At 37.4% G+C, this 15,423-nt stretch carries 14 protein-coding genes; 6 read left to right on the top strand and 8 right to left on the bottom strand.

The annotated features are described in order from the left end of the window. The first annotated feature begins 65 nt into the window (after window positions 1-65). The 4 genes from AC3WJF_RS21935 to AC3WJF_RS21920 are packed head-to-tail and all read left to right on the top strand — an operon-like array spanning window position 66 to window position 4,446. On the top strand, window positions 66-1,181 hold the full coding sequence (locus tag AC3WJF_RS21935; RefSeq protein ID WP_492456039.1) for a DUF871 domain-containing protein: 1,116 nt from the start codon (window positions 66-68) through the stop codon (window positions 1,179-1,181). Further along, window positions 1,178-2,068, top strand: coding sequence for an N-acetylmuramic acid 6-phosphate etherase (murQ, locus tag AC3WJF_RS21930; protein WP_492456037.1), 891 nt, complete (start codon window positions 1,178-1,180; stop codon window positions 2,066-2,068). Before AC3WJF_RS21935 ends, murQ begins: the two co-directional genes overlap by 4 nt. A gap of 53 nt (window positions 2,069-2,121) precedes the next feature. Beyond that, complete coding sequence (locus tag AC3WJF_RS21925; RefSeq protein WP_492456035.1) at window positions 2,122-3,570, top strand: PTS transporter subunit EIIC; 1,449 nt, start codon at window positions 2,122-2,124, stop codon at window positions 3,568-3,570. Between the two features lie 12 nt (window positions 3,571-3,582). Beyond that, window positions 3,583-4,446: a MurR/RpiR family transcriptional regulator gene (locus AC3WJF_RS21920; protein ID WP_492456033.1), complete on the top strand. Its 864-nt coding sequence runs from the start codon at window positions 3,583-3,585 to the stop codon at window positions 4,444-4,446. 79 nt (window positions 4,447-4,525) lie between these two features. On the opposite strand, the gene AC3WJF_RS21915 is transcribed toward AC3WJF_RS21920, so the two are convergent. Together AC3WJF_RS21915 and AC3WJF_RS21910 are read right to left on the bottom strand one after the other, a co-directional pair. After that, the gene (locus AC3WJF_RS21915) at window positions 4,526-5,683 is read right to left on the bottom strand and encodes a MalY/PatB family protein (protein ID WP_492456031.1); all 1,158 of its coding nucleotides are present in this window, start codon (window positions 5,681-5,683) and stop codon (window positions 4,526-4,528) included. A gap of 114 nt (window positions 5,684-5,797) precedes the next feature. Continuing rightward, window positions 5,798-6,889 carry a PRK06851 family protein gene (locus AC3WJF_RS21910; RefSeq protein WP_492456029.1) on the bottom strand — a complete coding sequence of 364 codons (1,092 nt, stop codon included), beginning with the start codon at window positions 6,887-6,889 and terminating at the stop codon, window positions 5,798-5,800. Window positions 6,890-7,290: 401 nt separating this feature from the next. On the opposite strand from AC3WJF_RS21910, the gene AC3WJF_RS21905 reads away from it, so the two are divergent. Next, a complete protein-coding gene (locus tag AC3WJF_RS21905; protein WP_492456027.1) occupies window positions 7,291-8,163 on the top strand; it encodes an alpha/beta fold hydrolase in 873 nt (290 codons plus the stop codon). A gap of 119 nt (window positions 8,164-8,282) precedes the next feature. Here the strand turns inward: AC3WJF_RS21905 and AC3WJF_RS21900 are convergent, their stop codons facing one another. From AC3WJF_RS21900 to AC3WJF_RS21875, 6 genes are all read right to left on the bottom strand, one after another. After that, on the bottom strand, window positions 8,283-8,966 hold the full coding sequence (locus AC3WJF_RS21900; protein WP_492456025.1) for a hypothetical protein: 684 nt from the start codon (window positions 8,964-8,966) through the stop codon (window positions 8,283-8,285). Next, window positions 8,966-9,859 carry an ABC transporter ATP-binding protein gene (locus AC3WJF_RS21895; RefSeq protein ID WP_492456023.1) on the bottom strand — a complete coding sequence of 298 codons (894 nt, stop codon included), beginning with the start codon at window positions 9,857-9,859 and terminating at the stop codon, window positions 8,966-8,968. Before AC3WJF_RS21895 ends, AC3WJF_RS21900 begins: the two co-directional genes overlap by 1 nt. Before the next feature lie 2 nt (window positions 9,860-9,861). After that, window positions 9,862-10,227 carry a GntR family transcriptional regulator gene (locus AC3WJF_RS21890; RefSeq protein WP_492456021.1) on the bottom strand — a complete coding sequence of 122 codons (366 nt, stop codon included), beginning with the start codon at window positions 10,225-10,227 and terminating at the stop codon, window positions 9,862-9,864. 161 nt (window positions 10,228-10,388) lie between these two features. Continuing rightward, window positions 10,389-10,568, bottom strand: coding sequence for an SE1832 family protein (locus AC3WJF_RS21885; protein WP_492456019.1), 180 nt, complete (start codon window positions 10,566-10,568; stop codon window positions 10,389-10,391). Window positions 10,569-10,956: 388 nt separating this feature from the next. After that, complete coding sequence (locus AC3WJF_RS21880) at window positions 10,957-12,345, bottom strand: L-cystine transporter (protein WP_492456017.1); 1,389 nt, start codon at window positions 12,343-12,345, stop codon at window positions 10,957-10,959. Window positions 12,346-12,508: 163 nt separating this feature from the next. Beyond that, window positions 12,509-14,086, bottom strand: coding sequence for a bifunctional metallophosphatase/5'-nucleotidase (locus tag AC3WJF_RS21875; protein WP_492456015.1), 1,578 nt, complete (start codon window positions 14,084-14,086; stop codon window positions 12,509-12,511). 293 nt (window positions 14,087-14,379) lie between these two features. Here AC3WJF_RS21875 and AC3WJF_RS21870 point away from each other — a divergent pair, with 293 nt between their 5' ends. Then, a complete protein-coding gene (locus AC3WJF_RS21870; protein WP_492456013.1) occupies window positions 14,380-15,303 on the top strand; it encodes a phosphate/phosphite/phosphonate ABC transporter substrate-binding protein in 924 nt (307 codons plus the stop codon). The last annotated feature ends 120 nt before the right edge of the window (window positions 15,304-15,423 follow it).

The following is a 15,423-nucleotide window of genomic DNA, read 5'->3' as shown; positions in this document are numbered from 1 at the left end:
TTTTTTCACTATGTATTGAAATTTTATTTCATAAATAATAAAATAATCTTGTAAAAGTTAATCACTTGATAGTAATACTAGAAAAATACGAGAGAAGAGATGATCAATTGTTTGGGTTTTCTATTTTTCTAAATGAAGATTGGTCACAAAAAAAAGAAAACTATGTAAATGAAATGGCTAATATCGGATTTGAAGGTGTGTTTACATCACTGCATATCCCGGAAGATGATGCCTCAATGTACGGTGAACGCCTGAAATCCTTGTTAGAAGTAGTAAGGACTAGAAGGTTAAAACTGATGATTGACATTTCAGGTGATGCCCTTAAGAATATCGGACTGTCATTAGAAGATCCTCAGGCTATTTTTGAAAGCGGTATCACAGGTCTGCGAATGGATTACGGAATTGATGTTGAAACAATGGCTAATCTATCAAACTACCTTACAGTCGGTTTAAATGCCAGTACACTAAAGGAATATGATTATGAACAGCTCGTTCACTATCAAGCGGATTTTAACAATATCGAAGCTTGGCATAATTATTATCCAAGACCAAATACGGGATTAGATGAAATGTGGTTTCATCGGAAAAATAACTGGCTGAAAAGTAAACAGTTTAAGGTAAGCGCTTTCTCACCTGGTGATAACGACTTACGATTACCTTTATATGAAACACTTCCTACATTGGAAATTCATCGGTATCAACATCCACTTTCTGCATCACTATCGCTTAATCGAGATTATTTGGTCGATGATGTGTATATTGGGGACCCTGGTATCTCCGATGAAACGGGACAGCAGTTTAAAGAGTTCATTCATCGTAAGATCTTGCTTTTTCATGCAACGGCTACAAACAGGAAATGGAATTCCTACATATACAAGGACCATCAAAATCGTTTGGATGTTTCTAGGGATGTTGTCCGTAGTGAACAATCGCGGATAGATAATAAACTGGAAGACATTCATCCAGAGAATACCACACTAAGAAAGAAAGGAAGTATTACCCTTGATAATAATCTTTATGGGAGATACAAAGGGGAACTGCAGATAATAAAACGAGAACTTCCACCAGATGAAAAAGTAAATGTGATCGGTCAAATTACCAATAAAGATTTGTCATTACTTCACTTCATTGACGATGGTACAAAGTTTAAGCTAGCTAGAGACCAAGGAGGTACATCATGAATTTAAATAGACTTACAACAGAACAACGTAACCAACGCACAATGAATTTGGACACGTTATCTACTATTGATATTTTACGATTAATGAATGGGGAGGATCATAGCGTTCCTGAAAGTATAGAAAAGGAATTGCCACAAATTGAAAAAGTGGTGGAAGCAGTGAAGCAATCGTTCAGGAGTGGCGGTCATCTAATTTATGTAGGTGCTGGGACGAGTGGTCGTTTGGGAATCCTTGATGCCGCCGAATGTGTCCCTACCTTTAGTGCAGATCCAACCATGGTACAAGGGTTAATCGCCGGTGGCATTTCGGCCATGACGGTAGCTGTCGAAGGAGCGGAGGATTCGTTTTCTTTAGGGGAAGAAGATTTAAAAAATATTCAATTGACAGACAAGGATACGGTTCTCGGTATCGCAGCGAGCGGAAGAACGCCCTATGTAATTGGTGCGCTAGATTATGCCAAAAAGGTTGGGGCAGCAACTGCAAGCTTAGCTTGTAACAAAGATGCAGAAATAAGCAAGCATGCTGACATTAATATTGAGGTTCAAGTTGGACCAGAAGTTTTAACGGGATCCACGAGATTAAAGTCAGGTACTGCTCAAAAGTTAGTGTTAAATATGATTTCTACCGCTTCGATGATCGGAATCGGCAAGGTTTACAAAAATTTAATGGTCGATGTCAAGCCGACGAACGATAAATTAGTCGAACGTTCAAAGTTAATTATTATGCAAGCGACAGAATGCAGTTATGCAGAGGCTGACAAAGCATTCTATGAAGCTGATAAAAATGTGAAATTAGCGATTGTCATGATTTTAACAAACCTTTCAAAGGAGGTGGCAGAGCAGAAATTAGTGAATGCAAAAGGATTTGTTAGAGCTATTATTGAGTAGATTCTCTGATTCTAGTACCATTTTTTCCAAAAATATAAGGGGGAATAATCAAGATGACTGAATCAAAAGAACAAAGGTTGGCCAGGGAGATTTATGAGAAAGTTGGAGGCATGGGAAATGTCGAAAAACTACTCCATTGTATGACAAGGGTTCGTATGACGATTACGGATTATAGCAAAATTGATATGGCTGGTCTTAAAGCAATCGATGGTGTGATGGGAGTTGTTGAGGACGATACCTTACAAGTTATCGTTGGACCAGGGATTGTCAACAAGGTTGCAAATATTATGGTGGCCGAAGCTGGAGTAAAGCTTGGTGAACCATTTCCCAAAAAAGACAGAGCTACATTAACTGATCGCCAAAAAGTAGAGGCAAAAGCAGCTGAGATAAAGGCACAAGAAAAAGCAAAGCATAAAAACTCGGCATTTAAGCGGGTGTTAAAAACAATCGCTAACATATTTGTTCCGTTAATCCCAGCTTTCGTTGGCGCCGGTCTAATCGGGGGGATTGCAGCGATTTTCTCAAACCTGTTGACGGCTGGCCATCTTAGCAGCGATTGGGCAAACATCATTACAACGTTAAATATCATTAAAAATGGAATATTTGCCTATTTAGTTGTCTATGTCGGAATTAATGCAGCCAATGAATTTGGTGCAACACCAGGATTGGGTGGTATCATCGGTGCGGCCACGTTGTTAACCGGAATGAACCCTGACGCTCCACTTACCAATATATTCAATGGCCATGCTTTAGCTGCGGGACAGGGTGGTATTATTGGCGTTATTTTTGCTGTATGGATATTAGCGCTTGTAGAAAAAAGATTGCATAAGATTATTCCGAACTCTATTGATATCATTGTTACACCTACGATTGCTTTGTTAATTGTCGGTCTGTTCACAATCTTCATTGTTATGCCGATTGCTGGTGTAGTATCAAATGCACTTGTCGGATCGATCACATGGGTACTGAATGTTGGCGGTGCTTTCTCTGGATTTATCTTAGGTTTATTCTTCTTACCAATGGTTATGCTTGGCTTACACCAAATCTTAACCCCGATTCATATTGAAATGATTAACGCTACTGGCTATACCCTACTATTACCAATCTTAGCGATGGCAGGTGCTGGTCAAGTTGGAGCAGCTATTGCTTTATGGGTTAAATGTAGAAAAAACAAACAATTAACACAGTTAATCAAAGGGGCTTTACCAGTTGGAATTCTTGGGATTGGTGAACCATTAATCTACGGTGTTACATTACCGCTCGGACGCCCGTTCATTACTGCCTGTATTGGTGGTGGCATTGGCGGTGCTGTAATTGGTGGAATCGGAAATATTGGCGCTATTGCCATCGGTCCAAGTGGGATTCCATTAATCCCTCTTATAGCAAATGGACATTGGATGGGATATATTGTAGGATTAGTAGCAGGTTATATTGGTGGATTCATTGCGACATATCTTTTCGGTGTGCCAAAGGATATCCAGAAGGAAACTAAACTAGACTAGGTTGGGAACAGTTTGGAAGAAAATATAATACTACAAATAAAGTCAAAATTACCAAGCCTTTCGAAGGCTGAAAAAAAGATAGGCGAATATATTCTTCAACATTCTGTTGAAACTGTCAATTATAATACAAGCGAACTTGCGCAAAGGGCTGGAGTCAGTCCAGCCAGCATTGTTCGTTTCTGTCGTTCGATTGAATTATCAGGTTTTTCACAATTAAAGATTAGGCTATATGCCGATGCTACAGGTGTGGACGAAGACTTATATACAGATATCTCGCCAAATGAGGAAGTGGAATTAATCGCTGAAAAGTTAGCTCTGCGTTTTAACCAGTCGATTTCCCAAACAGCTAATCACCTAGATACCAATTGCATTGAGGAAGTGGCGAAACTGATTGATGCTTGTTCCATGATCTATGTTTATGGTTTGGGTGCCTCCCATGTTGTTGCAGAAGACTTTACCCAAAAGTTCTTTAGAATCGGCAAGCCAGTAGTGAATATGCTTGATCACCATCTGTTAAGTTCTTCCTTAATTAGTGCTGGGGATGATTGTATGTTTGTCGCCATATCGAATTCTGGGGAAACAGATGAAGTGATTAAATTGACTCAGATTGCGAAGCAAAGAGGGCTCCACACTATTGGTATTTCTCAAAATGAAGGAAGTACGTTAGCTAGTCTTGTGGACTACTCCATAATTCATCACGGTGGTGAAGCTGTTATGCTTAGAAGCGCAGCCACAACCTCATTAGTTTCGCAATTATTTACAATAGACGTCTTATACTATGCCTATGTAAATAAGAATTCGAAGAAGATATTGAAAATGTTAAAGGATTCAAAAATAAATATTCAAACCTTTTTTCGAAAGGAAAACGATATTTAGGTAAATGAGGAGGCCAGTCCTCCACTGTGTGATAACAGTGGAGGACTGGCTTTTTTGCAAAACTATATTACTATTTTCTTTATGCCATCCTTTGCACTACATCACGAATCCGCTCTAACGCTATCTCCAAACGTCCCCTCGGACAAGCTATGTTCATGCGCAGGAAGGACTCACCGCTTTTTCCAAATTTATAACCCTCATCGAATTTGATTTTCGCTTCCTTAAGGAAGTATTGAAATAATTGTTCCCCTTTCAATCCTAGTTTCGAGCAATCCATCCATATGAGATGAGTGGCTTCAGGGTGAATAAGCGTTATTTCCGGGATATTGGTTTTGAAATATTCTTCGACAAATCGTAGGTTTCCTTCTAAATACCTTAACAGGTCCTCGAGCCAATATTCACTGGAATTGTACGCTGCAACAGTGGCCTCGACGCCAAACACATTAGGTCTCATCATTCCGTATTGAAAAAGTTTTTGCTGATATTTTTCTCTTAAATCATGGTTTGGGATCATGATAATAGATGTTTGTAAACCAGCAATATTAAAGGTTTTACTAGGGGCTGCGCAAAGAATACTTCTGTTTTGGATTTCTGGATAAACGCTGAATAATGGGAAATGGCGGTTTCCTTTATATATTAAATCTCCGTGCATTTCATCCGAGATAATCCAGACATCGTGTTTTAAACAGATCTCTGATATTTTTTTTAGTTCTTCTTCTGACCATACTCGTCCAACTGGATTGTGCGGGCTGCATAAAATCATAACCTTGGCTTTTGGATCACTTGCCTTTTCTGCAAGATCCTCAAAATCAATTTCATAATGACCATTTGCAAGTAGAAGTGAATTTGTAACGATTTCACAATGATGATTTTCAATGCTGCTGTAAAAAGGATAATATACAGGTTCTTGCACAATTACTTGGTCACCTGGATTCGTTAATATTTCCAGTAGTAGATTTATTCCAGGTATAATTCCTGGGCTGAAGCAAATCCATTCTCGTTCGATTTGAAATTGAAATCGTTTTTTCCACCAATTCATTATGGAAGAGTAATAATTTTCACAAAAAGTTGTATAGCCATATATGCCGTGCTTTGCCTTTTTTTCCATGGCTTCAATAATTTCCGGAGCCACCTGAAAATCCATGTCTGCAATACACATTGGGATCACTTCATTATCGGCAATTGACCACTTTACTGAATGTGTATTTGTTCTCTCGATGCAATCATTCCAATTCACACTTGTTCCTCCTCTTTCTTTTCACTACCATCTACTTTAATACAGTTGTGTGAATTTTTAAACCTCTCAAAGAAAAAGAGTGACTCTAACTTTAATAGGTCACTCCCGTTTTTGTCACTTTTCAAGTTTTTGAATCCCATCACTTATTTCTTGGTAAATCTCATCTACAATTGAAAAATCCATTGCCTCGATATAATAGTTTTCAAGTTCATCATGAAGGGCTTTTGCTTGTGCTAAATATGCAGTTCCTTCTTTCATTTTATCCTTATATCGTTTGTGAACATCATTTATTTCAATCGCATATTTTTCGTCTGTACCTGGTGTTACAGCTGCTAAATACAGATCAACGATTTCATCACCCTCACGATCCGGAAAATACTCATGTGGATCCGTGCTATCAAATACAGCGACTCCTAATTTTCTTATAATCACCATATCTAGACTTTGTGGGTCAAAACCACAATGATAGATTTCCGTATCAAATCCTCGCTCTTCAGATACGGAAGCAATTTTTTTCAATAAAGTTGATTTTCCGGTTCCAGCACGACCCTTAATGAAATATCGCTTTGTTAAACCTTCTGTCAAATTAGCGATAAAGTCAACAGCCCCTTTTGGTGTAGCCGCTCCAAGAAACCGATCACGCACCACCCCTTGTTTTTGGTCCCTTTGTTCAGAGAAGATTTTTTCTATCAGTTCTAATGTTAATTGATTAGCCTTTTCATAATCCATTTCTTTCATATAAATTTCTTCCAAATCATCATGTTCACGCAAGCCTTCGGAAAAGGATTGATATGCTGTTTGAAAGGCACTGTTAATCTTGGATTGTATATCCATAATATTTTTCTTATGTTGGATAAGGTGCTCACTGTTCCATGCGCGACCTAAGTTAATGTATTCCTCTACAGCTCCAGGGGCCAATGGTTCTATCACATGTGGGGCCGTTCCATCCACAACCCCCACTTTTAACTGTGGAATAATAACACCATCGATGGAATCATTATCCGATGAACAATGGATTAACTCTACGGAATACCCTTTTTCTCTCCACTCTTCTGCCAACCTTTTCATTAGACTTGATTTCCCTGTTCCCGGACCACCTTTAAGTATATATAGGCGATCTAACCATTTTAAATTTGAATCGAACAAATTATAAAATCCTCTTCCGGTGTTTCCGCCTGCATAATAATTCAAAACCTTACCTGTCATGCTCTTACACTCCTCTTTTACAGTCGGATTTAAAAACAAATGCGGAAGCGCCGCGGCTCTAGCGTACGGATTTCGTAGTCTCCGACTGAGATAAAGGAAACCGTGCTCGGTAGTTCACGAGCTGATGTTGACTTATCGTAGGGAGGAGACGTAGAAATCCGTTAGCCGATAGGCGCTATTGAAATTGTAGTGCAAATTTCACCTGCAGCTAGACGTAGACAACTTTTTATAGAAAGTTATCCACGGTGTTAAATTTTTTTATTACCTAAAGCATAAAAATAACTACACATTAGCCTATGCATCCACTTCTAATTGGTGACTTTGCCTAAATAGGAATAATTGATAGTACAAAGGGAATTAGCCTATACTATATGTTAAGGTTTTATAGGGGGAAATAATAATTGAAAGTAATCAATAAAAAGATATTCCTTTTTTCTACTGCTATTATCTTCTTTGGACTAATCATATTTTTCTACATGACACCTGGTATATCAAAATCACAACACATAACGCAATCAACACCCACACTATTCGTTCATGGATTTAAAGGCGGACCAAGTTCTTTTGATTATATGCTTACCAGGTTTCAGGATCAGTACCATTGGGGTAAAAAGACAATGATTTGCAAGGTAAATAAGAATGGTCATCTCTATATTTATGGAGAAATACCTATTTCTCAAAAAAATCCATTTATCCAAATCATTTTTGAAAATAATCGCGCAAGCATTCAAGAAACGACTAATTGGTTAAAAGAAATCATGAGAGTCCTGTCCCAACAATATCATGTTAAAAAAGTAAATGTTGTAGGGCATTCCATGGGAGGGCTTGTATTAACAAATTTCATCGAACAGGCTGATGGACATGAACCATATCCGAAGGTTCGAAAGCTTATTACAATTGGCAGCCCTTTTAAAGGAATTCAAAGAGAAACTTATTATCAAAATGTCAAAAATACTGGGCCAGCTATTTTTGATTTAAAAACTAATTCGACGTTTTTACAATCTCTTTATATCCATAGGAATGAATTTAGTCGACATATTCAGGTCTTATCGATTGCAGGAGTAGCAAAGGACCCTGAAGATGGGGATGGGGATGGAGTTGTTTCTTTAAATAGTGCTCTTGGACTTCAAGATATAGTTCCAGATGGAAATTTCCACAAAAAAATTATCTATGATCCTCATGCAACACATAGCGGATTACATGAAAACCGAAAAGTAGATCAATATATTGGAGAGTTTTTATGGAATATTAAGAAGACCGGGCGAAGAAATTAACAATGCCCGGTCTTTTCGTTTAGAAAACATCATATTCTACCCTTTAAAACATGTGCTATTGTATAATTATCCGGGTCCTTTTTCTCACAAGAACATCGTAGGTTGTTTTGAAACACTTGTTAAACGGTTGCTCTTTTGAGAAGCGAATAAGATACAATCATATATAGTAATACTACAGGTAACATCCATAGTGATAGTGCGAAAGCAGAATGCTCTGCAACCCAACGGAAGATAGTGCCCCATTTTTCAAAATGGGTAAAGACAAATGATACGATAGTAGCAATTACGAATAATGTTCCGAAAAAGACGAGTAATCCGCTTCGGCCAAATCGTTGAAATATACTTGCAATGGCAAATCCTAAAAATAACATATTCATCATTAAAATAAAGTAAATGAAAAACTGTTCGATCAAGGGACCATCGTTTAGATACGGCAGATGAAAATAATGAAGACTAACTCCCCAAGAGCCTGATATTTTCTCAACAATGGAGAGAATCAACAATACAATCGAATCTATCACACTTACAGAAATAAACATTCCTGTAGTTCCGAAATAAAAATCTTTTCTCCTCACACTCAATCCAATGGCAAACTGGAACATTTGCATCGTTCCAATACCTGCAACTAACATGTAAATAAAGATTGAGGCCATTCCACCCGTATAGATTTGTTCCGTTCCACCTGTAACAATTCCGATAATAAGATTTATAAAGAAACTAACAAGTAATATAATCCATGAGAGATAAAACCATCCCCATTTTTCCTTTGTATGCATTTTCATAACATGCATGATACTATTCATTAGATTCCCACCACCTTATCTTTTGATGTACCACCTGTTAGATGAACAATCAGTTGTTGCAATGAAACTGGAGCAAGTTCCAATTCAAGCTCCTCGGCTTGTTTTATATCTTCAGCTTCAAGTCTTCCCATCACAATAGCTGAATGGAATCCACCTAAAGGAGTTTTATCAACAACCATTTTTCCAGCTATAAAAGCCTCCACTTTCGTTGCTAATCCTGTAACAGTAACAGCAGTTCCTCGCAGTACATCTGCATCCTCATTAATAAGCAACTTCCCATTGTCAATTACTAATACATGCTCTAAAATCTTGTTTACTTCGTCGATTAAATGTGTAGACAAAATAATCGTACGCGGGTACTCTCCGTAATCTTCAATTAAGTGATTATAAAACAAACTCCTAGCAACAGCGTCAAGCCCTAAATAAGGCTCATCAAATATCGTAAGTGGTGCGCGACTGGCAAGACCCATTACAATTCCGACTGAAGATAACATCCCCCTTGATAGCTTCTTCATTCGTCGATTCGATGGAAGCCGAAAATCCTCCATCAATGAATCAGCGTACTGTTGGTCCCAATTTGGAAATAAAGTGGCCGCTACATCCAACACATTTTTAACGGTATATCCGGATGGATACTTTTGGCTTTCTTTAATGAAGCATATTTTACTTAACACATGCTTATTTTCATAAGGATTTTCTCCAAAAACCTTTATTTCTCCGCTAGTTTGAAATAATTGCGCTGTAATCATATGCATAATAGTCGTTTTTCCTGCTCCATTTCTCCCAAGCAGACCGTAAATTTTGTTATTCTCGATTGAAAACGTTACATTGTCTACAGCCATTACATTTCCATACTTTTTTGTTAATTGATTAACCTCCACAACATTACTCATTATCACCGTTCCCCCCTTTTAATCATTTCCATCAGCTCTTCTGAAGTTATCCCTAGCTTTTTTGCTTCACGAATCATTTTACTTACATACTCTTCAAAAAACTGATCTTTTCTTTTTTCCATTAGCTTTGCGCGTGCCCCTTTCACGACAAACATACCGATGCCGCGTTTTTTGTACAATATTCCTTGGTCGACTAACAAATTTACACCCTTTGCTGCAGTTGCCGGATTGATCTGGTAAAAGGAAGCAAATTGATTAGTGGATGGTACCTGGGATTCTTCCAGGAGCCCTCCATTAATGATGTCATCCTCAATTTTCTCTGCAATTTGCATAAAAATCGGACGGTTATCATCCATTAAAGATTTCATTCCTTCACCACCTAGTTAGTTATTCGGTTAGTTAGTTATGTGATTAACCATATATGTATTTTGTTTTTACGTCAAGTATTTTAGAAAAAATGATTAATTTGTGTATTTATACACATATTTTTCAAAAAAAATAAGCGGAGGCAACTCCCCGCTTATTTTTTCTATTCAAGTTCATCCAATTGTTTATTCAACTTACTTAATTCCTGTTCAATATCTGCTAACTGCTTTTCTAATGGAGATAGATTTCCTTTCACAAACTCCAGTTTTTCTAAATCCTGCTGAAGTCTAACATAGTCTGCCTTTAGATCCGCTATTTTATATTCAATCTCTTTTCGATTCATCACTTACACCTCGAATAAAATCATGTATATTTTTCCATACAAGTATACCAGTATTTCCTGTCAATTGCTCTCCACAGAGTTTCCGCTCCCGTGCTATTTATTTTAGGCGGACACTGAATCCGCTATTTCGATTAAATAGCCCTAATTTAAAGCTTTACCGGACAGAGGTTCCGCTATTCGTATAAAAACACGTGGAAATCAGTGCTTTTTTGCATAATAACGGAACGTCTGTCCTCAAACATAAGGAATTAGTCCATTTTGTCACAGATAACGGAACTAGTGAAATTGGCACTTCAAATTTCACTTGGTGTCCGCAAAGTTGCGCAGATATTCGCGCAAAAGCAAAAGACCAAATCAAAACACGATTTGGTCCGTCTCTTCAATGACATTATGCTTCTGCAGATTGTTGTTTCGGTTCACGATATACATTCGTATCAATTTCTTTAGTTATTTTTCCTGTTAAAATCCCTGCTGTCATACTTCCGCTTACATTCAATGCTGTACGGCCCATATCGATTAATGGCTCAACGGAAATGAGTAAGCCGACAATTGCGATCGGAAGATTTAAAGTGGACAATACGATTAATGCAGCAAAAGTTGCACCGCCTCCAACACCTGCAACTCCAAACGAGCTGATTGCCACTAATATTATTAGTGTAATAATAAAGGATGGAGTAGCTGGATTGATTCCTGCTGCCGGTGCTACCATCACGGCTAACATGGCTGGATAAATACCTGCGCAGCCATTTTGGCCGATAGACAATCCGAACGAAGCTGCAAAGTTAGCAATCCCTTCGGAAACTCCGAAATCCTTTGTCTGTGTTTTGATATTTAACGGCAAAGTTCCTGCACTTGTTCTGGAAGTAAAGGCAAAGGATAAGGTAGGCAATGCCTTGCGAACGTATTGAACAGGACTTAGTTTTGCAAGTGACAATAGTATTAAATGAACGATAAACATAATAATTAAGGCTACATAAGATGCGATAACGAATTTTCCAAGCTTCGCAATGGCACCATAATCACTAGTTGCAGCTACTTTTGTAATCAAAGCTAATATACCATAAGGTGTTAGGCGTAGAACGAGAGAAACCACTCGCATTATGATGGCATAGAATGTATCCACGATTTTTGCAAAAAGCTCTCCTTGTTCAGGATTTTTCCGTTTAACACCTAGATAAGCAATCCCTACAATCGCCGAAAAAATAACGACAGCAATAGTAGATGTAGGACGTGCCCCTGTTAAATCTTGAAATGGATTGCTCGGAAATAACTGAAGTATCTGCTGAGGTATGGTTGCGTCTTTTACCGTATCAACAGTTTGAGCTAGTTCCAAATTGCGCGCTTTCTCTATATCCCCTTGTACTAAATGCACACCATCGAGATGGAAGCTAAGTGCAGAACCAATTCCGATTGCCGCAGAAATGGCTGTTGTTCCTAGCAAAATTCCAATTACTAAGAAGCTAATTTTCCCTATATTTTTAGTCAGATTTAACTTTGTAAAAGCCCCTACGATAGAAATAAACACTAGAGGCATGACAATCATTTGCAATAGTTTCACATATCCACTTCCAACAATACTAAACCAATCAATAGTATTGGTTGTAATAGCTGAAGTAGTACCGTATACGAAGTGAATTAGAAGACCGAACACGATTCCTAGCCCCAGACCAGTAAATACACGCTTTGAAAAGGAAACATGTTTCTTCTGCATAATGCCAAGACCCAATATGAGTAAAAGTAACACAATTATATTAATAATAATAAGCAATGAATTCATTGTTTTCTCCCTCTTATAAAATTTCAAATACAAATCCATACTATAATATAATTAACCCCATCAGTCAAGTCGGAATAATAATTTATATTATGATCTATGGCTGTGAAAAATGATATTGACCAAAAAAAAAGAAATCAGCCTTCATGACTGATTTCTTTCACTCTTAATAAATAACTTTCCAATTATGATTAACCGTTGCTTTCACTGTCTTTTTTTCAAGAATATAGTTCGCGATGAATTCCGAAACATCTGTCGGGATATCTTTGATGACCGGTTTGTTTTTATACATTAAATAGTCACCGCCGCCACCTGCACGATAGTTGTTCATTACCACGTCATATTCTTTCTCTAAATCAACTGGTTCCCCTTTATATTCTAACTTGACTATCCGTTCTCCTTCTGGCTTTGAGATATCGATTAGATATTCAATACCTTCCCACATATCGTAATTGTAATGTTGTGGCTTTGGTGTAGAAAAAGCAGGATTTACCTCAATTTCACCACTACCATCATATTGTTTGAAGTAGGAAGCTGATCGTTCAAGGGCATCTTTCATATCCTGACCAGAAATTCTGATAACCTTTAAGGTATTTGGATAAATATAATTTGATACAACATCCCGCATCGTTACATTTTCAGGAAATCCAGGCGATATATTATCGAATAGCGCAGTATTAGAAATATCGACTCCTGCCACTTCCATCTGCACACTATTAATAAATTCAATTAATGCATTATCCTGTGTTCTAATTACCATTGGATTTCTAACGAGCATGTCGCCTTCAATTTTTCCAATTGGCTGATCCAACCATTCTTGTGTATCAGCTTCGTAAACCATCACTTTTTCCAATAGGTCTTGATCCGCTTCAACACCGATAACGGAAAGCAATTCAGAAGCCTTTTGTACACAGTTCCAGCCTTCTTCATCTTTTTCCAGTTGCAATGTAACCTTTCCAAGTGCAATTCCATTATTGCCTGGCTGAACAACGATAACCCCATTAATCATATTTCCAGCAATTTGACGGTGTTGATGGCCAGTTAAAAGTACATCTATACCTTCTACTTCCATGCAAAGCTGGTATCCTTGGTTTTCACCGGTAAGTGTTTCTGTTGGCTCACCGGTTTCTAAATCGCATTCAAATCCTCCATGATAGGAAACCACTATAATATCTACCTTTTCTTCCTTTTTAAGAAGCTGCACCCATTTTTTTGCGGTCTCAACCGCATCTTCAAAAGCCATTCCCTCTATGTGCTGAGGTTGCTCCCAATTTGGGATATACGGTGTTGTTAATCCTAAAATACCTACCTTTAGGCCTGTTTCAAATGTCTTTATTAAATACGGTTTGCCAAAGTATGGTTCACCAGTCTTCTTGCTTAGAATATTTGCAGATAGCCATGGGAAAGTGGATTCTTTAACTGCTGAAGCTAATATCTCTTTTCCATAGTTAAATTCATGATTCCCAAAAACAGCAGCATCATAGTTTAATTCATTAGCTAACACAACCATTGGATTCGAACGGTGAGATTGGATCCGTGCATAATGGTATGTTAGTGGTGTCCCTTGAATCAGGTCACCATTCTCAATTAACAATACATTTGCATGCTTTTGTTTTTCATTTTTTATTAATGTAGCTACTTTTCCTAAGCCAACGTCAAAAGGCTGATTATTTCCGTAATTAATTGGAAATATACTTCCATGAACATCACTCGTTTCGAGGATGACTAGTTCCATTTTATCCATTATAATATTCCTTTCTCGATAACTTTTCTATCAACTCTTCTATCATTTATTTTACACTAAAGAAGCAACTATGAAAATCTATTCAGTTATCAGAAAAATCCAAAAAAGGTATGCTGATATATAAAATATTTACTCTTTTTTAACTTCCTATTAACCCTCGCTTAACACAATCTCAACAACTGTCAACTACCTTCAAAATATTTTATCAGAATGCAAATTTTTTGTTTATTTTACTCGAAAAATATTATATATTTAATTCGTGTTCTAAAAACTATTACCACGGAGGTAAAAATATGATTAGAAAGTTTGCTGTGTTATTGCTTGCTCTCTCTCTTGCTGCTGTTGCATTAGCTGGATGTGGAAGCTCCAATAAAACAAAAAATGGTGACATAAAAGAATTAAGAATCGGTTTCGTACCGTCTCAAAACGCCGAAACATTGGAAGCAAGAGCGAAACCTTTAGAAGGACTGCTTAAGAAAGAACTTGGCATTAATGTAAAGGTTACTGTAACAACTGACTACAATGCTGTTGTAGAAGCAATGAAATCTAAAAAACTAGAAATTGGTTTCTTACCACCTACTGACTATGTTTTAGCTCACAAACAAAAAGCTGCAAATGTACTTCTTCAAGCACAACGCTATGGTGTTGATCCTGATACTGGTCAACAGACAAATGAACTAGTTGATTATTACTATTCAGGAATGCTTGTAAGAAATGATTCTGGTATTAATTCTGTAGCTGATCTTAAAGGTAAAAAAATCGGCTGGCAAGCACCTACTTCATCAGCTGGTTTTGTATGGCCTGCTGTATACTTAAAAGAGCATGGTAACATCGACGCTCTAAAAGATGTTTCAGGTGTAACATTACAAGGACATGATAAAGGCGTTATGGCTGTAATGGATAAAAGTGTAGATGCTGCAGCAGTATTCGTAGATGCTCGTAACATCGTAGCAAAAGAATATCCTAACATTTACAAAGATACTCATTACTTATTCTTAACAGAAAAAATCCCTAATGATACAATCAGTATTCGTCCAGACATTTCAAAGAAATGGGCAGATAAAATTGCTGATGCATTCGTAAAAATTGGAAAAGATCCAGAAGGTAAGAAGATCATTGAATCTATCTACACACATGAAGGTTATGTAAAATCTAAGGATTCCAACTTTGATACAGTGCGTAAATATCAAGACGAAGTAGATAAAATTGGTAAATAATTAATCCTTTAGAAAGCACCGCCCAACGGCGGTGCTTTCATTTTTTATGGTTTCGAAAACCCCTGGCTATGCCGGGGGTTCTAAAGAGCTTCAAGCGTGGTATTAAAAAAACCTCACTTC

This window comes from Heyndrickxia sp. FW510-T9 (assembly GCF_058781025.1).
Note: the sequence above shows the minus strand (reverse complement) of the source record. Positions and strands in the feature narration are given on the sequence as shown.